This is a genomic window from Pseudomonas wayambapalatensis, from assembly GCF_049942315.1.
GTDB lineage: Bacteria > Pseudomonadota > Gammaproteobacteria > Pseudomonadales > Pseudomonadaceae > Aquipseudomonas > Aquipseudomonas wayambapalatensis.
Genome location: NZ_JBNFMU010000104.1, coordinates 1 through 24655, shown reverse-complemented (window position 1 = coordinate 24655; position 24655 = coordinate 1). Strand labels below are relative to the sequence as shown.

Genomic DNA, 24655 nt, shown 5'->3' with positions numbered 1-24655 from the left:
GTGCGGTGTTCTTTTCGCGGGCAAGCCCGCTCCCACAGGTATCACACTGCTCTGAGTTCGTGGGAGCGGGCTTGCCCGCGAAAAGAACACCGCACAGCCCCTGACACCCCTGCTACCATTGCGCCCCCTTTGCCAACCGCCTCACCGACAATAGCCGGAGCATACCGGCGCGTCCGTTTTCCAAGGAGCCTTGCATGACCCCGCTTCGCCCCCGCCTGCCCCTCGGCCTGCTCGGCCTGGGCCTTGCGCTGCATGCTGGCCATGGTCTGGCCGATGAACGCGTGACCCTCGCCCCCTTGCAGGTCACCGAGCGCAGCGACGACGGCTATCAACCTGGTGAAGCCCAGGTCGGCGGCTGGCATGCCGCGCCACTGCTCGACACCCCGGCCTCGGTCAGCGTATTCAGCCGCCAGTTGCTCGACGACCGCCAGGTGCGCACGCTCAGCGAAGTGCTGCAAAGCGATGCCTCGGTCGGCGAAAGCTACGCCCCCATCGGCTACTACGAGAACTTCAACGTGCGCGGCTTCGAGCTCAATGCCGCCAGCAGCTACCGGATCAATGGCCAGACCATCGCCGGCGAGCAGAACGTGGCGCTGGAGAACAAGCAGCAGGTCGAATTGCTCAAGGGGCTGTCGGGGTTGCAGAGCGGCGTATCGGAGCCCGGCGGGCTGGTCAACTATGTGACCAAGCGCGCCGAGGACGTACGCAGTGTCACTGTCTCGACCAACGAGCAGGGCGAACGCTACCTGGCCACCGACCTCGGCGGCTGGTTCGGCAGCGAGAAGCAGTTCGGCCTGCGCGCCAACCTCGCGCATGAAGACATCCGTTCCTACGTCGACCACGCCGACGGCAAGCGCGACTTCGCCTCGCTGGCATTCGACTGGCAGATCAACCCCGACGCCACCCTGCAACTCGATGCCGAGTACCAGCACCGCGAACAGCGCTCGGTGCCCGGCTACCAGTTGCTGGGCGGCACCCAGGTGCCCCACGGCATCGACCCGGACGACCGCCTGGCCTACCAGCACTGGGCCAAGCCTGTGACGAACGACTCGCTGAACCTGGGCGGGCGCTTCGAGTACCGCTTCAACGAGGCCTGGACCGGCGCGCTCAACGCTTCGCGCAGCAAGGTGGTGATCGACGACTACAGTGCGTTCGCCTGGGGCTCCGGCGACGACGCGTTCTTCTCCGGCAACGGCGACTACGGCATCTACGACTTCCGCAGCCCCGACGACACCCGGCGCACCGACGAACTCCAGGCCACCCTCGAAGGCCGTTTCCAAGCCTTGGGCCTGCAGCACGAGCTGACGGTCGGCAGCAGCGCGCAGCGTCGGACCCTCGATCAGCGTCCGTACTACAACGAATGGTTGGGCAGCGGAAATATCTACACCGGTGCACCAGCGCTGGATCCGTCCGACAAACCGATCGGCCACAGCGAACGCCGCCTGGACAGCCGCCAGTACGGCCTGTTCGTCAGCGACCGCATCAGCTTCAACGAGCAATGGCAGACCGTGCTCGGCGCCCGCGAAGTGCGTCTGGACGAGAAGACCTGGGACGAAACCGGCACACCGGGCCGTCATACCCGCCAGTACCAGTTGCTGCCCAACGCCGCGCTGATCTACAAACCGCAAGCGGACACCACGCTGTACGCAAGCTGGTCCAAAGGCCTGTCGGCAGGCGGTACCGCGCCCTGGTTCGCCAGCAACGCTGCCGAAATCCTCGCACCGACCCTGTCGCGCCAACTGGAAGTGGGCATCAAGCGCGACTGGAAAGGCATGAGCCTGAGCGCCGCGCTGTTCCAGATCCGCCAGGCCTACCAGTACGCCCGCCCACAGGACGGCACGGCCCCGATCTATGTGCAGCAAGGCCAACAGAAGAACACCGGCCTGGAGCTGGGCGCCAGCGGCTGGGTGACGTCCAACCTGCAACTGCACGCCAGCGCCGCCGCGATCCGCGCCCGGGTGCAGAACAGCGGCACCGACGTCTACGAGGGCCACCAGGCGATCAACGTGCCCCGCCTGCGCGCGGCGCTGCAGGCCGAATACAACCTCCCGGTGCCGGGCCTGGCACTGCTCGGCGGTGCACGCTACAGCGCCAGCAAGTACGCAAGCCAAGCGGGTAACGTCGAGGTGGATGGCTACACGTTATTCGATATCGGCAGCCGCTACCGCACCCGCATCGGTGACTACGACACCGTGCTGCGCCTGACGGTCGACAACGTCTTCGACAAGCGCTACTGGCGTGACGTGGGGGACTATCTAGGGGACAACTATCTGTTCCAGGGGGCACCGCGCACGGCACGGCTGTCGGCTTCGGTCAGTTTCTGAAGATATCGCCCGCCTGCGAGCACCGGTTGAGTCGGTATTCGCGGGCGAGCCAGCCAAGCCGGATTTCACGCAAACAAAAAACCCCTGAACCTTTCGATTCAGGGGTTTCTCGTGGAATGTGGCGGTGAAGAAGGGATTTGAACCCTTGATACGATTTCTCGTATACACACTTTCCAGGCGTGCTCCTTCGACCACTCGGACACTTCACCGGATCTCTTCAAGCTATTCAGCCTGTCGAGGCGCGCTAATTTAGTAGAAGACCCTTTCTTTGGCAAGCATTTTTTTCAGAATTTTCATGCGCTTAAGCCTCACCCCGGAAAAACCCGGCCAGCCAGGGCGATGCTGCCAATCTGGCCTGCGCTTTTTCCGCATTCCTGGCGCCTGCCCCGGCGCCACACGGGGTCGGTGACGCAGGCTGACTGGCCAGTCAGCCTTGGCGCTTTACCTGGCCTGCGCCGCTGGGTAACGTCATCGCCACGCCACCCAAAGGACTCTGTCATGAGCGAGTTGATTACCTACCACGCCGAAGACGGCATCGCCACCCTGACCCTGAACAACGGCAAGGTCAACGCGATCTCGCCGGACGTCATCACCGCGTTCAACGCAGCACTGGACCGCGCCGAGGAAGAACGTGCCGTGGTGATCATCACCGGCCAGCCAGGCATTCTTTCCGGCGGCTACGATCTCAAGGTGATGACCGCCGGCCCCAAAGAGGCTATCGACCTGGTCACCGCCGGCTCCACCCTGGCCCGCCGCCTGCTCTCGCACCCTTTCCCGGTGATCGTCGCCTGCCCCGGCAATGCCGTGGCCAAAGGCGCGTTCCTGCTGCTGTCGGCCGACTACCGCATCGGTGTCGAAGGCCCTTACAAGATCTGCCTGAACGAGGTCCAGATCGGCATGACCATGCACCATGCCGGAATCGAACTGGCCCGCGACCGCCTGACCCGCTCGACCTTCCAGCGCTCGGTGAACAATGCCGAAGTGTTCGACCCGCACGGGGCGGTGGTGGCCGGGTTCCTCGACAAGGTGGTGCCGGCCGAGCAACTGCAGGAAACGGCGCTGAGCGCGGCGCGAGAGCTGAAGAAACTGAACATGCTGGCGCACAAGAACACCAAGCGCAAAGTGCGCAAGGCGCTGCTGGAGACGCTCGACAAGGCGATCGAGGCCGACAAGGGCCACATGGGCTGAAACCAGGCTTGCTGGAGCCGCCGCGCGCCGCTCCGGCAAGCCATGACGCGACCGGGCTCTGTTCGCCGGTTTGCCCTTACCAGTGCACGGTCGTACACTGCGCCGCGACTGTCTGGTGTGAGCCGTATCATGCTCTATATGCTTCGCATGCTCCTTCTGGCGCTGCACTTCCTGCTGGTCGGCGCCGTCGGCCTGGTCATCGGCCTGTGCCGCCCCTTCAACCCCGATAACAGCCGCCTGTTCGCCCGCCTCTACAGCGTGCCGGCAGCCTGGTTCATGCGCATCCGGGTCAAGGCCGAAGTCGGCCCCTTGTGGGACCAGCCGCCCGGCTGCGTGATCGTTGCCAATCATCAATCCAACTACGACCTGTTCATCCTCGGCCAGGTGGTTCCACGGCGTACGGTCGCCATCGGCAAGAAGAGCCTGGGCTGGATTCCGTTGTTCGGCCAATTGTTCTGGCTCGGCGGCAACGTGCTGGTGGACCGCAAGAATGCCTACCAGGCGCGCAAGGCGATGCAACTGACCACACGGATCCTGCGCGATGACACCTCGATCTGGATCTTCCCCGAAGGCACGCGCAACCCGGCGGAACAGCTGCTGGCATTCAAGAAAGGCGCGTTCCACATGGCAGTCGAGGCCGGCGTGCCGATCGTGCCGGTGTGCGTCAGCCGCTACTCCAGGCGCCTGAGCCTCAACAGCTGGCGACGGCGCACGGTGATCGTCCGCTCGTTGCCGCCGATCGCCACCCATGGCCTGGGCCAGCAGGACGTGCCCGCGCTGATGGAGCAATGCCGCCTGCAGATGCAGCAGTGCATCGACCGCATGGAGCGGGAATTGCCGCACGCCTGAGCCGCCAGCTTGCTCTGCGCCGCAGCACGGCCCAAGCTGTCGAGGTGTCCAACCGAAGAAGCAGGCAACCATGGGTCGAGTCGTCGCAGCGGCGGTGTACAGCGCCGGGAGAAAGGTCACCAACATCAGCCTGGATGAAGGCAGCGAATGGGCACGCAAGCCCGGGCATTTCGTCTGGATCGGCCTGGAAGAGCCCAACGCCCAGGAACTGGCCAACCTGCAACGCCAGTTCGGCCTGCACGAACTGGCCATCGAGGACGCCCTCGAGAAACACAGCCGCCCCAAGCTTGAAACCTTCGGCGATGCGCTGTTCATCGTCACCTATTCGCCGGTGCGCCATGAGGGCAAGCTGGAGTTCATCGAGACCCACATTTTTGCGGGCAACGGCTACATCATCACCTGCCGCAACGGTCATTCGAAATCCTACGCCCTGGTGCGCCAACGCTGTGAAGCGCGGCCGCTGCTGCTCGAGCACGGCGAGGACTTCGTGCTCTACGCCCTGCTCGACTTCGTCACCGAAAACTACCAGCCCGTCAGCGAGGCGATCCATGGCGAGATAGAGGAGCTGGAGCAAAGCGTGCTCAGCGGCTCGCTGCAAGAGCAGGACATCCGCCGCCTGCACAGCTTGCGTCGCGACATCCTGCGGCTGCGCCGCTACGTGGCGCCGATGGTGGAGATCGGCGAAGAACTGCAGCGCCTGAGCTTCCCTTTCATCGACAAGAACATGCGCCCGTACTTTCGCGACGTGCAGATCCACGTCACACGGCAGATGGAAGACCTTGTCGGCATACGCGACATCGCCAGCCAGACCATCGAGATCGGCATGCTGCTGGAGTCGTCACGCCAGAGCATCGTGCAGCGCAAGTTCGCTGCCTGGGCGGCGATACTCGCCTTCCCCACGGCCATTGCCGGGATCTACGGGATGAACTTCCAGAACATGCCGGAGCTGGGCTGGCACTACGGCTATTTTGCGGTGCTGGGGGTGATCGGGGCGGGATGTGCGGGGCTGTACGCGAGCTTCAAGCGCTCGGGATGGTTGTAACCGGCTGAGTGCCGAGTCGTTCTTTTCGCGGCGGTTCGGTGCCCCGACAACCCCGCGAAAAGAACGATGCAGTGGCAGGCTCAGGCAGCGCTCTGCTTGCCCTTGCGCGGTTGCTTGACGAACCGCATCATCCACTCGCCCACCAGATCGCCCTGGTGCTCGGTGGCAAGGCTCGCCACCGCCTTGTGATACACCTCATCCCCCAGAACGTCCTGGCGCGCATCGAGCAGCGCACGGGAATAGTCGTGGACAAACTCCGGATGCCCCTGGAAGCACAGCACCTGGTCACCCACGTGATAGGCCGCATTCGGGCAGAAATCGCTGGAGGCGATCAGGGTCGCGCCTTCAGGCAACGCGGTCACCTGGTCCTGGTGGCTGATCAGCAGGGTCAGCTCGGTCACTTCAGGATCCATCCACGGCGCATGGGCCGCCAGGCTGTAGCGGTGGATACCCAGCCCCCAACCGCGGTCGGCGCGCTCGGCCTTGCCCCCCAACACCAACGCCAGCAACTGGTGACCAAAACAGACACCCAGCAGCTTCTCGCCCCGCTCATAGAGCTTGAGCAGGTAGGCCTTGAGGGTCTGAATCCAGGGATCGGAACCGAACGAGTCGGCCTTGCTGCCGGTCACAAGGTAGGCATCGAAGGTTTCACCTTCGGGTGGGTACTCGCCGTTCATCACGTTGTAGACGCGAAACTCGGCGGCGATCGGCTGACGCGAGAACAGCTGCTCGAACATCCTTCCGTAGCCCTGGTACTGCGCGGTCAACTCCGGTCGCAGGACATCGGTTTCAAGGATGCAGATGCGTAACGACATAGGGATAGTCCTGAACGACATGTGGTGGAATCTGATGTAGAGACTGACGCGAAAGACACGTACAAGCAAGAGGTGTGCACTGACGAACGGTCACCTTGCAGGCCCTGCCCGCGCAGCCTCCACGATGTGTCTAGTCAGAGCATGCCAGCTAAATGGCCAGTGGCCTCATAACGTTCGGAAATGCCTGCTGTCACGCTTAGAACAAAGGGTTCTCAAACAGGCCCGGTGTTCGCCCTACTGTTGGGTGTAGATATCTACGCAAGAGGCACGCAAGGCCTGCGTTTCATACGCCACAGTGATCGACCCGACGCAAGACAAGGAAGCCAAAGGCTATTCAGGAATAACAACAAGAAGGCGGTCCGCCATGTTCAGACAATCGAAAGTACGCCAAGCCGGACTCATACTCTTCGCCACCACGTTGCTGCTGATCCTGCCGAACCTGACACGCTTGTTCGGCTGACGGCAGCGGTGGCATTCACAGGCTGCGCAGGAGTAATCTGCCGACCTTTCAGGGTTGGAGATCGTTCATGCGTCATTGCCTGAGTTTGCTGTTGCTGCTGGTCAGCCTGCCGCTGGCAGCCGCGCAATTGACGCTGGGGCTGGGCAACGGTCAACGCCAATGGCAATCCGAGCAATTGCTCGAACACCCGCAGGCGCGTGCAATCGACATCCCCCAGGATGTCGCCTACAAACGCCCCATGCATTACCGCGCTGTGCCACTGGCCACCCTGCTCGAAGGAGTGAAGCCGGGCGATCACCTGCAAGCGGTGGCACTGGATGGCTTTGCCGCGGAGATGCCCGCTGCGCAGTTGCTGCAGGAAGGTCCGGCACGGGCCTGGGTGGCGGTGGAAGATCCGCGCCAGCCGTGGCCAGCGCTGGCCCAGGACAAACCCGGTGCCGGCCCGTTCTACCTGGTCTGGACCAACCCGCAAGCCAGCGGCATCCGTCCCGAGCAATGGCCCTACCAGATCGCCAGCATCCGCCGCCTGGCGCCGGTCGCCGAGCGTTTCCCTGCCCTGTTGCCTGCGCCCGAACTCCCCGCGCAAGACCCGATACGCCAGGGTTTTGCACTGTTCCAGCAGAACTGCCTGGCCTGTCATCGCCTCAACGGTGCGGGGGATGCCCAGTTCGGACCAGACCTGAACCTGCCGCACAATCCCACCGAGTACTTCCAGCCGGGTTACCTGCGCCAGTACATTCGCGACCCGCAGAGCCTCAGGCAGTGGCCGCAGGCACGCATGCCGGGGTTCTCGAAGGATGTGTTGAGCGAGCAGGAGCTCGATGCGTTGATCGCCTACCTCGGGCACATGGCCAAGCGGCGACCTTGAGAGGAATGCGCGGGGCCGCAATGCAGCCCCGAACGCGTCAGGCGATGGGTCTTTCCTGTTTGACGCCCCAGCCCTCGACCTCGCCTCCCAGCGGTGAGATCACCGCCTCGAAGGCCTCCTCGAAAGCCCCGATCCCTCGGTAGGTGGCGTACATGACTTTGCTCAGTTCCAGGTGCCAGGCGCCGTCATCGCGCTCGCGTACCTGGGCATTGATCGACTCCCCGCGGAATTGCCCCGCGGCCCGGCGTGCCCCGACTTCGTCTGGAAAAGTGGCATAGAACTCGATGGGATGGATCTGGGTGAAGTCGAAACCACCCGCTTTCATCTGGCGAAGCACGCTGCTGCTGATGTCTTCGTTCTGGCTGCTCATGAAACGTCCTCCTGAAAACCCAAGGGATAGACTTTCCGTGCACTACGCACCTGCCGGCAGCCCGCTAGGGCCTGGCAGTTCGAGCTGATGCAAGACGCGAATGAAAACGGCGTCGACCCGCAGAAGGCCGACGCCTCTGTCCAGCGTAGTGCCTGTAGCGGAACCTTGCCAGAAGCCCCGTTCAGGGCGCTTCGTGGATGGTGGTGATGATCACGCCGTTCTGCTCCTTGAGCCACAGCGCGGTAGGGGAAGGCTTTCGGTCCTGGAAATCGTTGAGGTCCAGCTCATCCATGAGTGGAAACAGCTTGGTGCGGATGGCCCGCGCTGCATCCTCTTCACTGGGCAGGTGCTCGCTTGTAAGCCGCAGGGACTGAGGTACACCTTTCTGGTCAGCAAAGATGACTTCCCACTCTTTCATTGATCGACCCTCTTGGAAACACAACGGTGAGTGACATCCGTACTTAGCTGACCATGCACAGAGGCTGATGTTCAGCGTGGCTGGCGGGTGGAGATGAAGATTTCTTCAGCAAGCGATGACAGAGGCCGCAAATGAAAAAGCCCGCCATCATCGGCGGGCTTTTTGCACACGGGTAGCCGTTACTCAGGCTTGCCGTGAACCACACCGGCGGTGTTGTCCAGCAGACTCTTGGTCGCGGTCTGGATATAGGCCTCGAGCTTCTTGAGCATTTCCGGCTGGTCCGGACTTTCGATCAGTTCGGCCTTGAACTCACGCCCCAGCTGGTAGCGATACATCCGTGGCGTCATGTCCTTGGACTCGATGAGGATGTGATCACCCTGCACCAGGCCAACGATCTGCTCGCTGCCCGATGGCTTGATCATGCCCACGCCCTGGTCACCGGCCGGCAGGTTGAGCAGGTCACGGCCCCAGCACTGGTGACGGGTGTCGCCACCCAGGCGCCCCATGATGGTCGGCACGATATCGACCTGGGTGCCAACGGTATGGTTGACCGCACCGAACTTGTCCTGGATACCCGGGGCGATCAGCAGCAGCGGCACGTTGAAACGACCCAGATCCAGCTCGGTGACCTGTTGGTGGTTACCAAAACCGTGGTCGCCGACGATCACGAACAGGGTCTCCTTGAAGTAGGGCTCCTTGCGCGCCTTCTCGAAGAACTGCCCCAACGCCCAGTCGGAGTAACGCATGGCGGTCAGGTGCTCATCCAGGCGGCCTTGGCCGGTGACCTTCTCCACCGGCAGGTCCTTGGGCAAGGCGTACGGGGTGTGGTTGGAGAGGGTCTGGAGCAAGGCGTAGAACGGTTTCTTGCCGTAGTTGTGGGCCAGCTCCTGATTGGCACGGTCGAACATGTCCTGGTCCGAAACACCCCAGGTCGGGTCGGAGAACACCGGATTGACGAAGTCGTTGCGGCCGATGAAGGTGGTCATGCCCTGGTTGCCGAAGAACCCGGACTGGTTGTCCCAGGCGAAGTCGCCGTTGTAGACGTAGACATCATCGTAGTCGCGGGCGCTGAGCAGTGCCGGCAGGCCCGAGAGCTTGTGTCCGCCCTCTGGGGTCTGCATCAGGTACTCGAAGCCCGGCAGGTTGGGGAAGCACGCCATGGTGGCGAACATGCCCTGGTGGGTGTGGGTACCGTTGGAGAAGAAGCGGTCGAACAACAGCCCCTCCTTGGCCAGCTTGTCGAAGTACGGGGTGATGTTGTTCGGGCTGCCCAGGGCGCCCACCGAGTGACCGGCGAAGCTCTCCATGAGGATCACCACCACGTTCTTGATCGGCAGGGTGTTGCCGGCCGGCGGCACGAAGTCTCGGCGGATGGCCGCCTGGTCGGCATCGACCAGCGTGTCGTTGGGGGTCAGCAGCAGGTCACGCACACTTTGCTGGGCGACTCCGGTTTCCAGTACCGGTTTCCAGATATTGGCGCGGTCTTCACCGAAGCGGCTCTTGGCGGCGTCGATCAGCGTCAAGGTGCCGTTCAGGCCCAGCTGGTTGACGAAGTTGGAGTCGGTGGTGAAGGCATCACCCCAGCGCATGGGTGGGCCCTGGCGCAGGGTGCCGCGGGCGGCGACCACCGCCACCACCAGGATGACCATGAACACCGCCAGGCGGGCGTACCAGGGTGCGACACGGCGCTGAGCGACGATCTGGCCGCTGCCCTGGCCACCGCGAGTCAGGCGGTCGATACCCTTGAACAGCAGGCTCAGCAGCCAGGTGCCGAACAGCCACGCCAGCAGGTAGCGAACCACCGGGAAGCCGTACCAGAGCATGCTCATGACGGTCTTGGGGTCTTCCTTGATGTACTGGAAGACCAGGCCGTTCAGGCGCTGGTGGAATTCACGGTAGAAATCCAGCTCCATCAGGCCAAGGAACATCACGACGCTGGAGCTGACGGTCAACCAGAAACGGAACAAGCCGCGCCGCGCCATGGCCCAGGGGCTGTTAAGGGCCAGCAGTAGCGGAATGCTCAGGTACACCACCACCCGCAGGTCGAAGCGCAGGCCGTTGAGGAAGCCTTCGGCCACCGTGGAGTACGGGGTGTCGCCGATCATGTCGCTGTTGTAGATCAGCAGCGCCAGGCGCACCAGGCTGAGCATCAGCATGATCAGCAGGCCGCTGAGCAAGGTGTAGGCGAGGTGCGATTTGAGGGTCGGCGAGAACGGTGCCGACGCGGCCCGTTGCTTCAAGGCATCCGTGTTAGCCATGAATGGGAAGATCCTAGGATTTCGGGGTTGGGAAAGGCGCTGGACGCAGCCTCGCAGTCCTGTGCCGGACAATCGCCGGCAAGGGCCTATACATTAAATGTGCGGCGCGGAGTTTGGTTAATGCCGTGTGAAAATTTTGTCACGATGAACGGTCAGAGGCGCACGTTACCCCGTGGCCCTGCAATTGCCCAGATGATCAGGCCCAGCACCGGCAACAGCAGGATGAGCAGAATCCACAGGATCTTAATGCCTACCTCGCTGCCACTTTTCAGCACGTTGATGATCGCCCAGATATCCAGGGCAAGAATGATCAGCCCGACCAGGCCGTTGAAGGTAGATCCCATGCTGCAGCTCCTGCGTGAACGTTCCTGTGGCTGAGCATAGTCCGCTATCGGCACGATAGAAGGGAATCCTTGGCCGGGCTGGCAGGTCACTGGATAGACTGCTGTCATCCATCGCTTTCGAGGTTCCCATGCCACCCGCCCACAGCCACAGCGCCGCCCCTCCTTCACTCATCCATGCCTGGCGCCAGCAAGCGCTGAGTACCCCCTGGCTCAGTGCAGGCCTTGGCTTGAGCCTGCTGGCGATCGTCTTCCTGCTGCTCGCCAGCCTGTGGAATGCCGTCAACGGCGATCATTCGCAGAACCTGCACCTGGCGGTGCTGGGTGGGCTGTCGGGCTTCGGCGCCACGGCCCTGGGCGCGGTGCTGGCCGTGGTGCTGCGCGATGTCAGTGCGCGCAGCCAGGATGTGATGCTGGGTTTCGCTGCCGGCATGATGCTCGCCGCCAGCTCGTTCTCGCTGATCCTGCCGGGTCTGGATGCCGCACGGGAAATCACCGGCAACGGCCCCGCCGCTGCGGGCGTCGTCGTGCTGGGCATGGGCCTGGGCGTGCTGCTGATGCTCGGCCTGGACCGCTTCACCCCACACGAGCACGAGAGCACTGGCCCTTGTGGGCCGGACGCTGAACGAATCAGCCGGGTGTGGCTGTTCGTGCTCGCCATCACCCTGCACAACCTGCCCGAGGGCATGGCCATCGGCGTGAGTTTCACCAACGGTGACATGAGCATCGGCCTGCCGCTGACCAGCGCCATCGCGATCCAGGACATTCCCGAAGGCCTGGCCGTGGCCATGGCCCTGCGCGCGACAGGACTGTCGAACTTCAAGGCCGCGCTGGTGGCGATCGGCTCTGGCCTGATGGAGCCGCTGGGGGCAGTGATAGGCCTGGGCATCTCCACCGGCTTCGCCCTCGCCTACCCGATCAGCATGGGCCTGGCAGCGGGCGCGATGATCTTCGTGGTGTCGCACGAGGTGATTCCGGAAACCCATCGCAACGGTCACCAGACCTCGGCAACCCTGGGCCTGATGGGCGGCTTTGCGGTGATGATGTTCCTCGACACCGCGCTGGGCTGATCTACAGGAGCCCCATGGGGGCGGCGTTCGCCGCCCCTGCAACACACAATCACAGCGTCAGACGTGCACCGCGACCTTCAAGGCCTCCAACGCCGGTTCCACCTTGATGCCCAACTCGGCGCCCAGCTCCAGCGCGCGCGCCAGGTCCTGCTGACCGACCATCACCATCTGCAGCTCGTCATCGAGCAACTGGCTGAAGTTCAGCAGCACATAGCCGCCCGCTTCCTTGTTCAGTGCACCCATCTGCACCTGGATGCGGTTGAGCGCGGTCAGCGGCTCGGTGCGCGCCAGTTGCTTGGGCTTGAGGGTGAATGGCACGCTCTTGTCGAACGAATCGGTGATCGCCTGGAACAGGTCCTGGTAGCTGTCGGCCTGGAACACCACGGTGTCCGGCAGACTGCCGAGCACTACCCATTCGCCCAGTGGGATCGGGAAACTGTCGTCGTAGTTGATGTCTGGATTGGCCGCAAGAAAAGCGGCAGGGTCGGCGTAGGCCTGGGCGGCCTCGTCGGCGATACGCTCGATGTCAGCCTCGCGCAGGCAACCGGCGCCGATGAGGCTGATGAATTCGAGCAACTGGTTTTTCATGGGGGGCCCTGCTTGGCGATTGGCGAAAAAGGCGCCAAGGATACCCCCCGAGGGGTCAGCCTGCCAGCGCCTGCAGGCGAGCGGCTGCTTCGCTGGCACCCATGGTCTGCGCTGCGACCAGTGCGGTGGCGCCACGTGCATCCTGGCGCGCCGGATCAGCGCCCTGGGCCAGGAGATAGTCGAGGATTTCGCTGCGGTTGAACATCGCTGCCAGCATCAATGCCGTACGGCCATCGCCCGCCGCCGCGTCCACCGGCACTCCGTGTTCGATGAACAACCGGATCATCGCCAGGTCGCCCTTGAAGGCTGCACCGGCAATCGGCAACTGGCCATTGTCGTTGGCGATCAAGGGATCCGCGCCATGGGCCAGCAGCACTTTCACCGCCTCGTGATGACCGTGGTAGCTCGCCAGCATCAGCAAGGTGTCGCCCTTGTGGTTGCGCAGATTGGCCGGCAGGCCACCGTCCAGCAGACGCTCGAGCATGGTGGCATCGCCACGACGGGCGCGCTCGAACACTTCTTCGGCGAAGGCGGCGGATTCTTCTTCGGTCATGGCGGTGGGCTGTTGGTCGGACATCTGGAACCTCCTGGCAAGTGTGATGGCCCAATTTTGTGTCAGGCCATCGTCGAACGGCAAAGGTTCAGATTCTATGGGACCGAGAGGCAGGCTCTATGACCTTGCAAAATGCACTATGCAAAATGCACGACCATGCACAATGCACGGCAGGCGACTCCTTGAATTAACCTAACCTGTTGTTTTTAAAGGATTTTATTTTTACTTAAGGCCTGGCACGGTCACTGCAACCATCAACTCACGTCTGCAAACCTACACGTCAGGAGTTGATATGGACCTCATCCAGGAAAAATTCGTCTCGGTCTTCGCGGCCTATCAGGTCGACACCAAGTCCCGTCCGGACGGCGGCATCCTGCTGACCCTGCGCGCCGCCGACGGCACCGTGACTCGCCGCGTGCTGTCCTATGCGCAACTGCACAGCGCCGAACAGCTGTCCTGGGCCATCAGCGCCATTCGCCGCGACCTGGCCGAGCAGGCCAGTGAGCTGCCGGTGATCTCCATGCTGCAGAGCCAGCAACGTTTCGCCCTGCCAACCTATCGTTGACAGTGCCGCCCGTTTCGCGGGGCAATCCTCCTTCCACGAAGGGATTCTGTGGGAAGAGGATTGCCCCGCGATCTATTACAGCTCGCTCATCCCCACAAACTGTCGTGCCTGCTCGTCGCCAGTCATGGTGATGCCCTGCTCGTTGCCGAACAGGCGCAAGGCCAGACAGAACGGTGTATCGCCCAGGTCGATCCAGCGACGGGTCTGCGCAGGCACAACCAGCACATCGCCCTTCTCGCACAGCAGCGCAAACACCTGCTCACCCAGGCGCAGGCTGATCTGGCCTCGCCCGCTCACCACGGCAAATACCTCGACGGCGTCATGCGCGTGCTCATCACGCAGATCGACCTCGGCCAGCTGATCGCCGTCGCGGTTCAGCAGCATCAATCCCTTGCAACCGTGCGCGGTCATCAGTGTGTCGATCAAGCCAGCGGCCTCTTCGCGCACCTGTGCCTCGGCGCTGCCCGGACGAATACGCAGTCCGTGCTCGTGTCGTGCAAATTGCACGCCCTGCTCGGCCAGGGTAGCGGCAATGTCTTCATGGTGGGTCAGCACCTTGTGCGCCAGCTGCGGGCTGCTGGAATGAAAAACGCTGAGAATGCTCATCAGGGGCTGTTCCTGGTCTGTTGCGAACGAAGGGCAATGATAACGGCTGCAGCCAGCGCTGCGACGCTGGCCATACCAAAGGTGAACTGCGGGCCGAGCAGTTTCCAGCTGTAGCCCGAATAGAGCGCGCCCAGCGCGCCACCGGTGCCGGACAGCGCCGCATACAGCGCCTGGCCCTGCCCCTGCTGGCGAGCGCCGAAGCTGGACTGGACGAAGGCGATGGAGGCGGCGTGGAAGCAACCGAAGGTGGCTGCATGCAGCAACTGGGCGAGGATCAGCACTGCCGGGATATCGGCAAGGCTGCCCAGCAGCAGCCAGCGCAACGAGGCCAGCAAGAAGCTCACCAACAGCACACTGCGCACCGGGAAGCGCGCGAAGATCCGGCTCATCAGCATGAACATCAGCACCTCGGCGACCACCCCGAGCGCCCACAGCAGGCCGATGGCGCCGCGGCTGTAGCCCAGGTGTTCCAGGTGCAGGGTCAGGAAGGTGTAGTACGGACCGTGGCTGAGCTGCATCAGCGCCACGCAGATATAGAACGCCAGCACTCCCGGTGCCGCCAACTGCTTGAGAAAGCCCCCCGCCGCGCGCCGTTCGGCATGCTCGACCGGCTGGGCATTGGGCACCCACAGGCTGGCGATGACGATGCCGGCCATGATGCTGACCATCGCCAGCGGGTAGACGTCCAGGCTCAACCATTCGAACAACCGCCCCAACCCGACCACAGTGAGGATGAAGCCGATCGAACCCCATAGCCGGACCTGGCTGTAGCGCGAGGTCTGTCCATGCAGGTGCGCCAGGGTGATCACTTCGAACTGCGGCAGCACCGCATGCCAGAAGAACGCGTGCAGGGCCATGACCAGCGCCAGCCAGGCGTAGCTCTTGGCGAAGAAGATCAGGGAAAAGGTCGCCAGCGTGCACAACGCTCCCAGGCGCACGATCAGCAGGCGCCGCCCGCTGCGATCACCCAACCAGCCCCACAGGTTGGGAGCGATGCAACGCATGAGCATGGGGATCGCCACCAGCTCGCCGATGCGTGCCGGGGGAAACCCCAGGTGATCGAAGTACAGGGCCAGGAAAGGTGCGGTGGCACCGAGCAAGGCGAAGTAGCAGAGGTAGAAGCTGGACAGACGCCAGTAGGGGATGGGGTGCATGGGTGGGCCTTGTGGGGACCTTTACCGGCCTCTTCGCGGGCACGTCCGCGAAGAGGCCGGGCCTGGCTGAATCAGAGCTGGCCCAGCACCGGGGTGTCGACCTTCACATCGGCATTCTGCGCACGCTGGCGCAGCAGGTGGTCCATCAGCACGATGGCCATCATCGCCTCGGCGATCGGCGTGGCGCGAATGCCCACGCACGGGTCATGACGGCCCTTGGTGACGACGTCGACCGGGTTGCCATCGACGTCGATCGAGCGGCCCGGCACGGTAATGCTCGAAGTGGGCTTGAGCGCCAGATGGGCAACGATCGGCTGACCCGACGAAATACCGCCGAGGATGCCGCCGGCGTTATTGCTGAGGAAGCCTTCCGGGGTGAGCTCGTCGCGGTGCTCGCTGCCGCGCTGGGCGATGCTGGCAAACCCTGCGCCGATCTCCACGCCCTTGACCGCGTTGATGCTCATCAGCGCGTGGGCCAGTTCGGCGTCGAGGCGGTCGAAGATCGGCTCGCCCAGGCCCGGCATCACGCCCTCGGCGACCACGGTGATTTTCGCGCCGACCGAATCCTGGTCGCGGCGCAGTTGGTCCATGTACGCCTCAAGCTCAGGGACCTTGTCCGGGTCGGGGCTGAAGAAGGCGTTCTGCTCGACGCTGTCCCAGGTCTTGAAGGGGATTTCGATCGGGCCCAACTGGCTCATGTAGCCGCGCACGCGAATGCCCTGGGTGGCCAGGAACTTCTTGGCGATGGCACCGGCGGCCACGCGCATGGCGGTTTCCCGCGCCGAGCTGCGGCCACCGCCACGGTAATCGCGGATGCCGTACTTGTGGTGGTAGGTGTAGTCGGCGTGGGCCGGGCGGAACAGATCCTTGATGGCCGAGTAGTCCTTGGACTTCTGGTCGGTGTTGCGGATCAGCAGACCGATCGAGCAACCGGTGGTGCGACCTTCGAACACCCCGGAGAGGATTTCGACTTCGTCGGCTTCCTGGCGCTGGGTGGTGTGCCGGCTGGTACCGGGCTTGCGACGATCCAGGTCGTGCTGCAGGTCGGCCAGCGAGATTTCCAGGCCCGGCGGGCAGCCGTCGACGATGGCGACCAGCGCGGGGCCATGGCTTTCGCCTGCGGTGGTGACGGTGAACAGCTTGCCGTAGGTATTGCCGGACATGGACGCTCCGCGAAAATCAGCCTGAACTTGAAAGAGGCCGCCAGTATACGGAAAGCCGCAGCTTTGCGAAAAAAATCGCGAGAACCTTCGTTCGCGCTCCAGGTCCAACCGAACATCTCCCCATGCAGTATCCGAAGATGCGCATCGTCGCCCTGCTCTTGCTGTTCTGCGCAAGCCTGGCCCAAGCCGCCGCCCCTACCGTGCTCAAGCATCCCATCGACCTGGACACTGGTCATGGCGTGCTGCACGGCAGCCTGCTGCTGCCGCTGCAGGATACCCCGCCGCCGGTGGCGCTGATCATCGCCGGATCCGGCCCGACCGACCGCGATGGCAACAACCCGGCATCCGGGCGCATCGACAACCTAAAGCGCCTGGCCCAACTGCTCGCCAACGAGCACATCGCCAGCGTGCGCTACGACAAGCGCGGGGTCGCCGCCAGCCAGCCCGCAGCGCCCGACGAACGCGACCTGAGCGTCGAAGGTTATGTCGCCGATGTCGTGGCCTGGGCGCACAAGCTGCAAGCCGACCCACGCTTCGGCCCGGTGATCCTGATCGGCCACAGCGAAGGCGCGCTGATCGCCAGCCTCGCCGCCAATCAGGCCGGCGCCAGCGCGGTGATCACCCTGGCCGGCAGCGGCCGCCCCATCGCCGACGTGCTGCGTGAACAACTGGCCCAGCGGCTGTCTGCGGCGCAACTGGCCCGCGGCAACAGCCTGCTCGACCGCCTCCAGGCCGGCCAGACCAGCCTGGATGTGCCCACGCCCTTGCGCGAGGTGTTTCGACCTACGGTGCAGCCCTACCTGATCTCACTGTTCCGCCAGGACCCGGCCACGGCCTTTTCGCGTCTGCAGGTGCCGGCGCTGATCGTCCAGGGCCGCAATGACGTACAGGTCGAGGTCGACGACGCCAAGCGCCTGAAAGCCGCCAAGCCGGACGCGGAACTGGTGCTGATCGACGGCATGAACCATATGCTGCGCATCAGCCCGCGGGCGATGAGCGAGCAACGCGACAGTTACAGCAATCCTGACCTGCCCCTGGCTCATGAGCTGGGCGAGCGGATCGTCGCCTTCATCCACCGCTTGCAGTCCGCCTGACACTTTTACCCCTCAGGTCTTGCCCGGTGCTGCCGATAACGCATGGCAAGAGGCGGTGATGCCAAAGAGCCTTATCGCGCAGCGACCGTTGCGCGCCCGCGCATGGCATCACCCGGCCCGTGCACTTGAGGATTGCCCTGATGACCGATGCCCCCGCCGCCGAGGCGACCGAAGAACAACCCCCAGAGAGCGCACCGCTGCCCTGGGCCGACCTGGCCGCTGAACACTTTCAACTGCTGCGCCTGGCGCCGCTGCCCACCGATCGCAACAGCGGCGCGCGACCGCTGCGCTTCGTGCAATTCGGCTACGCCGAGCGCCACGACAAGGCCAACAGCCTGCTGCGCATGGAAATCCTGCTGCCAGGCCAGAAGGTACGCAAGGAGCAGAACCGCCTCGACGTGCGGGTCGACCATGAACACCGTGTCGTGCGCATCGGCGACGAAGCCGGCCTGCAACTGGAACCGCTCAACCGTGGGCTGGGCCGTTACTTGCTGGCCCAGGCCGTACAATGGCTGCAGCGCAAGTGGTCGCACTATCAGGTCGAGGGCATGGCCCTGCCGAGCAAGGATGCCCTCAACGAAGACTCGCGCCTGCGCCGCGACCATGTGCTGCGCAGCGTAGGGCTGGAAGTGGAATATGCCGACGGCCAGATGCTCAAGGCCCGAACCGTCGAGACCCCGGTTGGCCAGCTCAAGAGCCTCTGGAGCAGCGAGAAGGTGCAGCGCGTCGACATGCTCGAAGCGGCGACCATGCTGCAGCAGGCCGAGCAGAAACTGCAGGAGAAGGAAGCGCAACTGCGCGAGCGTGACGAGCGTGTGGCCAAGTACCGCCGCGAGGACAGCGGCCTGCGCTTCACCATCACCTGCCTGGTGGCCTTTGCGGTGTTCCAGGCCGGCCTGCTGATCTGGATCGCCACCCGCTGACGCCGGATCGCGGGGGCCTGCCCCGCGACCGAAGCCTCATACTCGCGAAGCAAACAGCTCCTGGTGGTCCCGGCACTGTTGCGCCGTGAGCATGAACACGCCGTGGCCACCGCGCTCGAACTCCAGCCAGGCGAAGTCCACCTCCGGGTAGAGGGCTTCGACATGCACCTGGCTGTTGCCCACCTCGACGATCAACAAGCCCTTCTCGGTCAGGTGATCAGCGGCTTCGGCAAGCATGCGTCGCACCAAGTCCAGACCGTCGTTGCCACAGGCCAGACCAAGCTCCGGCTCGTGGTGGTATTCGGTGGGCATGTCGGCGAAATCCTCGGCGTCGACATAAGGCGGATTGGACAGGATCAGGTCGAAACGCTGCCCAGGCAGCCCGGCGAAACCATCGCCCTGCACGGTGAACACCCGCTGGTCGAGGCCGTGGCGCTCGATATTCTGATTGGCCACTTCGAGAGCGTCGAAGGACAGGTCGGCCAGTACCACCTCGGCCTCCTGGAACACATCGGCGGCAACGATACCGATGCAGCCGGAGCCGGTGCACAGGTCGAGGATCCGCGCCGGCTCGCTGGCCAGCCAAGGCTCGAAGCGCTTCTCGATCAATTCGCCGATCGGGGAGCGCGGTATCAGTACGCGTTCGTCGACGATGAACGACATGCCACAGAACCACGCCTCGCCCAGCAGGTAGGCGGTCGGCACCCGCTCCTCGATGCGTCGCTTGAGCAAGTGCTGCAGGCGCACCCGCTCGTCATCCTCCAGTTGGCAGTCCAGGTAGCTGTCGGACACCTCCCAGGGCAAGTGCACGGCACCGAGCACCAGCAGGCGGGCCTCGTCCCAGGCGTTGTCGGCGCCATGGCCGAAGAACAGCTCGTGCTCATGGAAGCGGCTGACCGCCCAGCGGATGTGGTCGCGCAGGGTGCGCAGGCGGGATGTGATCACGGAGTACTCCTTTTCAGACTGTGCGAAAGTCTAACAGTCCCCCGGCTGAAATGTTCCACCGGTTCCCGTTCGGATAGCCACAGGCCAGTAATCATGCCGTCTGCGTTGTCAACCATTCACATTGGCGCCGAGGCAAGGGAGAATAGAGGGATAAAAGCCCTTCCAAGGAGCCCTTGATGTCCGTTCCAACCACGATGTTCCGCCTCACCGGCCGCGACTACCCGCCGGCCAGGCTGAGCCAAGCCAGCCTGATCGTCATCGACGCGCAAAAGGAGTACCTGAGCGGTCCGCTGGCGCTGTCGGGCATGGACGAGGCCGTGGCGAACATTGCCAAGTTGCTCGAGGCTGCCCGCAAGGCCGGCCGCCCGATCATCCATGTCCGCCACCTCGGCACCGTCGGTGGCCGCTTCGACCCACAGGGGCCGGCCGGCGAATTCATTCCGGGCCTCGAGCCGCAAGGCGATGAAATCGTCATCGAGAAGCGCATGCCCAACGCCTTCAAGAACACCAAGCTGCACGAGACGCTGCAGGAGCTCGGCCACCTGGACCTGATCGTCTGCGGTTTCATGAGCCACTCCAGCGTCAGCACCACGGTGCGCCGCGCCAAGGACTATGGTTATCGCTGCACTCTGGTGGAAGACGCCTCGGCCACCCGTGACCTGGCGCTCAAGGATACGGTCATCCCGGCCGCGCAGATCCACCAGTGCGAGATGGCCGTGATGGCCGACAACTTTGCCTGTGTCGCCCCGACCGCCAGCCTGATCTGACTGCGCAACCGCCCGGCAGCCGGGCGGAACCCGAAGGGCGAGCACAGGTCTGATTCCGGATACCTACAGAGGAACACGGAATGAAGCTCAAAGGCAGTTTCGATGCCAGGCGCCTGCGCCCGCACGAGCCGGGCAACTGGGGCGCGCGCCTGGCTGCCGGCCTGTCCGCCCTGCTCGCCACCTTGGGCATTCTCCTGGCCATGGCCGGTATCGCCGGGCTGCTGGGCAACTACCAGGCCCTGGCCGAACTCAACGCCAACCGTCCCTTGTCGGCCATCCTCGCTGTGGTCGGGCTGCTGATGCTGTACCTGGGAGTGCGCTTCTGGCGGCGCAGCCGCATTCGCCTGCGCCGTGGACGGGAGCTGAACCTGTCGCCGCACCTGATGAAAAAGCATGATTGAGCGTTGACCGCAGCGGTACTGACGACGCGGGGCCGATCGCGTAGAATACGCCGCCCACGTGGAGGCACACATGCAAGACGACGACTTTTCCCTCTTCCGCAGCGAGGTGCGGGGCGTCAAGCCCATCGCGCACGACCGCGCCGAAGTCGGCAAGCCCAAGGCCGACCGCAAGCAATTGGCCGGCCTGCGCCAGGCTGCGACCGTGCGCAGCGACCAGCCGCTGGTAGTCGATGGCATGTCGGACCAGTTCGTCATCGACGTTGGCGCCGAAGACGAGCTGATGTGGCGCCGCGACGGCGTGCAGGAAAGCCAGATCCGCAAGCTCAAGCTCGGCCAGATCGCCTTCGAGGGCAGCCTCGACCTGCACGGCATGACCGTTGAACGCGCGCGCGAAACGCTGTGGGACTTCATCGCCGAAGCCACCAAGCTGGAAGTGCGCTGCGTGCGGGTCACCCATGGCAAGGCTGCGCGTATCGACGGCAAGCGCCCGATGATCAAGAGTCACGTCAACACCTGGCTGCGCCAGCACCCGCAGGTGCTCGGTTTCGTCTCTTGCCAGGCCCGTCATGGCGGCACCGGCGCCTTGTACGTGATGCTCAAGCGGACCATGCTCGACGGTCGCGACGAATGACATCACGCTTGCAGCGCCGCGTTTGCCGCCGTAACCTTCGTTTTTGCGTTTTTTCCCACAGGTAGATCCATGTCCCTGGAACAGAACTACACCGAGATCCTCAGCCAGATCGGCGAGGACGTCTCCCGTGAGGGCCTGCTCGACACGCCCAAGCGGGCCGCAAAGGCCATGAAGTACCTTTGCCGCGGTTACGAACAAACCCTGGAAGAAGTCACCAACGGTGCGCTGTTCACTTCGGACAACAGCGAGATGGTGCTGGTCCGGGACATCGAGCTCTATTCGATGTGCGAACACCACATGCTGCCGTTCATCGGCAAGGCCCATGTGGCCTACCTGCCCAAGGGCAAGGTGCTGGGGCTGTCCAAGGTGGCACGGATCGTCGACATGTACGCACGTCGCCTGCAGATCCAGGAAAACCTCAGCCGCCAGATCGCCGAGGCCGTGGAGAAGGTTACCGGCGCCGCAGGCGTTGCGGTGGTCATCGAAGCCAAGCACATGTGCATGATGATGCGCGGCGTCGAGAAACAGAACTCGAGCATGATCACTTCGGTGATGCTTGGCGAGTTCCGCGAGAACGCCGCCACCCGCAGTGAATTCCTCAGCCTGATCAAGTGATCGGACTCTGCGCGAAGCCGACCCCTCGGGGTCGGCTTTTTATTTTCCGTTGTGCCCCACAGATCAGGAGTTGCCCATGATCGTCAAAGCCCTGCGGGTCGGCCTCGGCCAGCTCATCGTGTTCGGCGACTGGATCAGCCGCCCGGCCAAGCGCAAGCGCGACGCCGCCGCCCAGGTCCAGGTCGAGCAACAGGCCAAGGGGCTGGCGCTGTACCAGTTCCACGCCTGCCCGTTCTGCGTCAAGACCCGCCGTGCCCTGCACCGCCTCAACGTGCCGGTGGCACTGCGCGATGCGAAGAGCGACCCGCAACACCGCCAGGCGCTGCAGGAAGGCGGCGGCCGGGTAAAGGTGCCGTGCCTGCGTATCGAAGAGGACGGCAAGGTGACCTGGATGTATGAATCCAAGGACATCATCGGCTATCTGGAAAAGCGCTTCGGGTCGGTCTGAGCCTGGCCTGCAGCGGCCGCCACAAGGGCTGCGCCGCTGCCAGGCCGATCAATCCACCATCGGCACATGCCGCGGATGGCTGGCCACCCGCTCCAGCCAGGCCCTCACCCCCGGATACTCGGCCAGGTCGAACCCACCCTGCTGCGCCACGTGGGTGTAGGCATACAACGCGACATCAGCGATCGAATAGTGCTCGCCCACCAGGTACGGCGTCATCTGCAACTGACGCTCCATCACCTTGAGGGCCTTGTAGCCACCCTTGTGCAACTTGCGATATTCCTCGAGGCGCTCGTCCGGCAACCCCAGGTAGAACTGGATGAAGCGCGCCACGGCGATGTAAGGCTCATGGCTGTACTGCTCGAAGAACTGCCATTGCAGCACCTGGGTGCGCAAGCGCGGCTCGGCCGGCAGGAACTCGCTGCCATCGGCGAGGAAGTTGAGGATCGCGTTGGATTCCCACAGGCAAGTACCGTCTTCGAGCTCCAGCACCGGTACCTTGCCATTGGGGTTTCTGGCCAGAAACTCGGGGGTCTCGGTTTCGCCTTTGAGAATGTCCACCGAGTGCCACTCATATGGGCGCCCCAGAAGATTCAGCATCAACTTGATCTTGTAGCAGTTGCCCGACTGGTAATCCCCATAAACCTTGTACATCGCCCCTCCCCTCCTGTGCAGTTGCAGGTCAGCGCCCAATAGTTGGGGACTGTACGGCTAAAAGCAATGACTGCTGTATGGCAAGCTTCCGATTCGCCCGCGTTAATCTGAAAAAACTGCTTACATGAACAAGGAATGCCCCATGACCGACGCCACTTCCACGCGTCTGCGCCCTCTGGCGGACAGCGCCCCATCGGCGGTGGTCGCCGGTTTCATCGCCATGCTGACCGGCTATACCAGCTCCCTGGTGCTGATGTTCCAGGCTGGCCAGGCCGCCGGGTTGACCACCGCGCAGATTTCCTCGTGGATATGGGCCCTGTCGATCGGCATGGCGGTGTGCAGCATCGGCCTGTCACTGCGCTACCGCACCCCGATCACCGTGGCCTGGTCGACGCCGGGCGCAGCGTTGCTGATCACCAGCCTTGGCGGTGTCAGCTATGGCGAAGCCATCGGCGCTTACATCACCTGCGCCGTGCTGGTGCTGGTCTGCGGCTTGACCGGCAGTTTCGAGCGCCTGGTGCGGCGTATTCCGGCGTCGCTGGCATCGGCCTTGCTGGCTGGGATCCTGTTCAAGATCGGCAGCGAAATCTTCGTCGCCGCCCAGCATCGCACTCTGCTGGTACTGGGCATGTTCTTCAGCTACCTGCTGGTCAAGCGCCTGTCGCCGCGCTATTGCGTGCTGGCCGCGCTGGTGGTCGGCACGACGCTGTCCGGCATGCTGGGGCTGCTGGACTTCAGCCACTTCAATCTGGAGGTGGCAAAACCGGTCTGGACCACGCCGAGCTTCTCGTTGGCAGCGACCATCAGCATCGGCATCCCGCTGTTCGTGGTGGCGATGACCTCGCAGAACATGCCCGGCGTTGCCGTGCTGCGCGCCGACGGCTACCAGGTGCCGGCCTCGCCGCTGATCTCGGCGACCGGTTTCACCTCGCTGCTGCTGGCACCCTTCGGTTCGCACGGGGTCAACCTGGCAGCCATCAGCGCGGCGATCTGCACCGGCCCGCATGCCCATGAAGACCCGGCCAAGCGCTATACTGCGGCGCTCTGGTGTGGAATCTTCTATGGCATCGCCGGGGTGTTCGGCGCGACCTTGGCCGCGCTGTTCGCGGCGCTGCCAAAGGAGCTGGTGCTGTCGATCGCGGCGCTGGCGCTGTTCGGCTCGATCATGAACGGGTTGACCGTGGCGATGAGCGAGGCACGGGAGCGTGAGGCGGCGCTGATCACCTTCATGGTGACGGCTTCGGGGCTGACGCTGTTTTCGATCGGCTCGGCGTTCTGGGGGATCGTGGCGGGGGTGATTACCTTGCTGATACTGAGTCCGCGCAAGGGGTAAAGGTTATTGGTTGCCTGTACCGACCTCTTCGCGGGCAAGTCGCAGCGGCGAACCGCCGCTCCTACAGAGGTCCAGCAGTATTGAAGGCTGCGCCGTACCTGTGGGAGCGGCGGTTCGCCGCTGCGACTTGCCCGCGAAGAGGCCAGCCTCATCCCAAGCGGAAATGCCCCACCATCCCCTTCAACTCATCTCCCAACTGCGCCAGCTCCACACTC

Annotated in this window: 27 protein-coding genes and 1 tRNA gene; 15 read left to right on the top strand and 13 right to left on the bottom strand. The window is 63.7% G+C overall.

The genetic code is table 11. From position 1 onward, the window contains the following. The first annotated feature begins 194 nt into the window (after nt 1–194). Nucleotides 195–2324, top strand: a complete 2130-nt coding sequence (locus tag ACPZMI_RS05040; protein WP_426351806.1) for a TonB-dependent siderophore receptor — start codon at nt 195–197, stop codon at nt 2322–2324. 119 nt (nt 2325–2443) lie between these two features. Here the strand turns inward: ACPZMI_RS05040 and ACPZMI_RS05035 are convergent. Beyond that, nucleotides 2444–2533, bottom strand: a tRNA-Ser gene (locus ACPZMI_RS05035). Between the two features lie 289 nt (nt 2534–2822). Between ACPZMI_RS05035 and ACPZMI_RS05030 the strand changes: the two genes are divergently transcribed. The 3 genes from ACPZMI_RS05030 (at nt 2823) to ACPZMI_RS05020 (ending at nt 5403) form a co-directional block, all read left to right on the top strand. Next, nucleotides 2823–3512: a crotonase/enoyl-CoA hydratase family protein gene (locus tag ACPZMI_RS05030; protein WP_054891971.1), complete on the top strand. Its 690-nt coding sequence runs from the start codon at nt 2823–2825 to the stop codon at nt 3510–3512. A 129-nt stretch (nt 3513–3641) separates the two neighbouring features. After that, nucleotides 3642–4361, top strand: coding sequence for a lysophospholipid acyltransferase family protein (locus ACPZMI_RS05025; RefSeq protein WP_186711228.1), 720 nt, complete (start codon nt 3642–3644; stop codon nt 4359–4361). Between the two features lie 70 nt (nt 4362–4431). Then, complete coding sequence (locus ACPZMI_RS05020; protein WP_054891973.1) at nt 4432–5403, top strand: magnesium and cobalt transport protein CorA; 972 nt, start codon at nt 4432–4434, stop codon at nt 5401–5403. An 80-nt stretch (nt 5404–5483) separates the two neighbouring features. Here ACPZMI_RS05020 and ACPZMI_RS05015 read toward each other — a convergent pair whose 3' ends face one another. After that, complete coding sequence (locus ACPZMI_RS05015) at nt 5484–6218, bottom strand: amidotransferase (protein WP_186666542.1); 735 nt, start codon at nt 6216–6218, stop codon at nt 5484–5486. Between the two features lie 527 nt (nt 6219–6745). On the opposite strand from ACPZMI_RS05015, the gene ACPZMI_RS05010 reads away from it, so the two are divergent. Further along, nucleotides 6746–7546, top strand: coding sequence for a c-type cytochrome (locus tag ACPZMI_RS05010; RefSeq protein WP_426351805.1), 801 nt, complete (start codon nt 6746–6748; stop codon nt 7544–7546). 37 nt (nt 7547–7583) lie between these two features. Here ACPZMI_RS05010 and ACPZMI_RS05005 read toward each other — a convergent pair whose 3' ends face one another. The 4 genes from ACPZMI_RS05005 to ACPZMI_RS04990 form a co-directional block, all read right to left on the bottom strand. Then, a complete protein-coding gene (locus tag ACPZMI_RS05005; protein WP_186666546.1) occupies nt 7584–7916 on the bottom strand; it encodes a ribonuclease E inhibitor RraB in 333 nt (110 codons plus the stop codon). 181 nt (nt 7917–8097) lie between these two features. Continuing rightward, complete coding sequence (locus ACPZMI_RS05000; protein WP_426351804.1) at nt 8098–8334, bottom strand: hypothetical protein; 237 nt, start codon at nt 8332–8334, stop codon at nt 8098–8100. A 179-nt stretch (nt 8335–8513) separates the two neighbouring features. Next, complete coding sequence (locus ACPZMI_RS04995) at nt 8514–10592, bottom strand: LTA synthase family protein (protein WP_186666547.1); 2079 nt, start codon at nt 10590–10592, stop codon at nt 8514–8516. A 152-nt stretch (nt 10593–10744) separates the two neighbouring features. Continuing rightward, nucleotides 10745–10936, bottom strand: a complete 192-nt coding sequence (locus ACPZMI_RS04990) for a PLDc N-terminal domain-containing protein (protein ID WP_186711226.1) — start codon at nt 10934–10936, stop codon at nt 10745–10747. Nucleotides 10937–11064: 128 nt separating this feature from the next. On the opposite strand from ACPZMI_RS04990, the gene ACPZMI_RS04985 reads away from it, so the two are divergent. After that, nucleotides 11065–12003 carry a ZIP family metal transporter gene (locus ACPZMI_RS04985; RefSeq protein ID WP_186666551.1) on the top strand — a complete coding sequence of 313 codons (939 nt, stop codon included), beginning with the start codon at nt 11065–11067 and terminating at the stop codon, nt 12001–12003. A gap of 57 nt (nt 12004–12060) precedes the next feature. Here ACPZMI_RS04985 and ACPZMI_RS04980 read toward each other — a convergent pair whose 3' ends face one another. Both ACPZMI_RS04980 and ACPZMI_RS04975 read right to left on the bottom strand, forming a co-directional pair. Next, nucleotides 12061–12591 carry a hypothetical protein gene (locus tag ACPZMI_RS04980; protein WP_186666553.1) on the bottom strand — a complete coding sequence of 177 codons (531 nt, stop codon included), beginning with the start codon at nt 12589–12591 and terminating at the stop codon, nt 12061–12063. 55 nt (nt 12592–12646) lie between these two features. Beyond that, nucleotides 12647–13168 (bottom strand): ankyrin repeat domain-containing protein, encoded by a 522-nt coding sequence (locus tag ACPZMI_RS04975; protein ID WP_288376176.1) that lies wholly within the window; start codon nt 13166–13168, stop codon nt 12647–12649. A 268-nt stretch (nt 13169–13436) separates the two neighbouring features. On the opposite strand from ACPZMI_RS04975, the gene ACPZMI_RS04970 reads away from it, so the two are divergent. Continuing rightward, entirely contained in the window at nt 13437–13709 is a 273-nt protein-coding gene (locus tag ACPZMI_RS04970; protein WP_186666558.1) for a DUF3509 domain-containing protein, read from the top strand. Between the two features lie 75 nt (nt 13710–13784). On the opposite strand, the gene ACPZMI_RS04965 is transcribed toward ACPZMI_RS04970, so the two are convergent. The 3 genes from ACPZMI_RS04965 to aroC form a co-directional block, all read right to left on the bottom strand. Next, the gene (locus ACPZMI_RS04965; RefSeq protein WP_186711223.1) at nt 13785–14315 is read right to left on the bottom strand and encodes a cupin domain-containing protein; all 531 of its coding nucleotides are present in this window, start codon (nt 14313–14315) and stop codon (nt 13785–13787) included. Beyond that, nucleotides 14315–15469, bottom strand: a complete 1155-nt coding sequence (locus ACPZMI_RS04960) for an MFS transporter (protein WP_186666560.1) — start codon at nt 15467–15469, stop codon at nt 14315–14317. The genes ACPZMI_RS04965 and ACPZMI_RS04960 overlap by 1 nt, the downstream gene beginning before the upstream one ends. A gap of 71 nt (nt 15470–15540) precedes the next feature. After that, the gene (gene aroC, locus ACPZMI_RS04955) at nt 15541–16632 is read right to left on the bottom strand and encodes a chorismate synthase (protein WP_288376179.1); all 1092 of its coding nucleotides are present in this window, start codon (nt 16630–16632) and stop codon (nt 15541–15543) included. Between the two features lie 122 nt (nt 16633–16754). On the opposite strand from aroC, the gene ACPZMI_RS04950 reads away from it, so the two are divergent. Next, entirely contained in the window at nt 16755–17726 is a 972-nt protein-coding gene (locus tag ACPZMI_RS04950; RefSeq protein ID WP_411383020.1) for an alpha/beta hydrolase, read from the top strand. A gap of 140 nt (nt 17727–17866) precedes the next feature. After that, on the top strand, nt 17867–18649 hold the full coding sequence (locus ACPZMI_RS04945; protein ID WP_186666562.1) for a hypothetical protein: 783 nt from the start codon (nt 17867–17869) through the stop codon (nt 18647–18649). 36 nt (nt 18650–18685) lie between these two features. Here ACPZMI_RS04945 and prmB read toward each other — a convergent pair whose 3' ends face one another. Beyond that, nucleotides 18686–19594: a 50S ribosomal protein L3 N(5)-glutamine methyltransferase gene (gene prmB / locus ACPZMI_RS04940; protein ID WP_426351803.1), complete on the bottom strand. Its 909-nt coding sequence runs from the start codon at nt 19592–19594 to the stop codon at nt 18686–18688. Between the two features lie 176 nt (nt 19595–19770). Here prmB and ACPZMI_RS04935 point away from each other — a divergent pair, with 176 nt between their 5' ends. The 5 genes from ACPZMI_RS04935 to ACPZMI_RS04915 all read left to right on the top strand — a co-directional run bounded on the left by ACPZMI_RS04935 (nt 19771) and on the right by ACPZMI_RS04915 (nt 22456). Next, nucleotides 19771–20361: a cysteine hydrolase family protein gene (locus ACPZMI_RS04935; RefSeq protein WP_125931680.1), complete on the top strand. Its 591-nt coding sequence runs from the start codon at nt 19771–19773 to the stop codon at nt 20359–20361. A gap of 80 nt (nt 20362–20441) precedes the next feature. After that, nucleotides 20442–20762, top strand: coding sequence for a hypothetical protein (locus ACPZMI_RS04930; RefSeq protein WP_186666563.1), 321 nt, complete (start codon nt 20442–20444; stop codon nt 20760–20762). Between the two features lie 70 nt (nt 20763–20832). Beyond that, entirely contained in the window at nt 20833–21393 is a 561-nt protein-coding gene (locus ACPZMI_RS04925) for a Smr/MutS family protein (RefSeq protein ID WP_054891991.1), read from the top strand. A gap of 69 nt (nt 21394–21462) precedes the next feature. Further along, on the top strand, nt 21463–22008 hold the full coding sequence (gene folE, locus ACPZMI_RS04920; protein WP_054891992.1) for a GTP cyclohydrolase I FolE: 546 nt from the start codon (nt 21463–21465) through the stop codon (nt 22006–22008). 76 nt (nt 22009–22084) lie between these two features. Further along, complete coding sequence (locus tag ACPZMI_RS04915; RefSeq protein ID WP_426351802.1) at nt 22085–22456, top strand: glutaredoxin family protein; 372 nt, start codon at nt 22085–22087, stop codon at nt 22454–22456. 48 nt (nt 22457–22504) lie between these two features. On the opposite strand, the gene ACPZMI_RS04910 is transcribed toward ACPZMI_RS04915, so the two are convergent. Continuing rightward, nucleotides 22505–23107 (bottom strand): glutathione S-transferase family protein, encoded by a 603-nt coding sequence (locus ACPZMI_RS04910; protein WP_186719063.1) that lies wholly within the window; start codon nt 23105–23107, stop codon nt 22505–22507. 142 nt (nt 23108–23249) lie between these two features. On the opposite strand from ACPZMI_RS04910, the gene ACPZMI_RS04905 reads away from it, so the two are divergent. Then, nucleotides 23250–24440, top strand: coding sequence for a benzoate/H(+) symporter BenE family transporter (locus tag ACPZMI_RS04905; RefSeq protein WP_186719062.1), 1191 nt, complete (start codon nt 23250–23252; stop codon nt 24438–24440). The last annotated feature ends 215 nt before the right edge of the window (nt 24441–24655 follow it).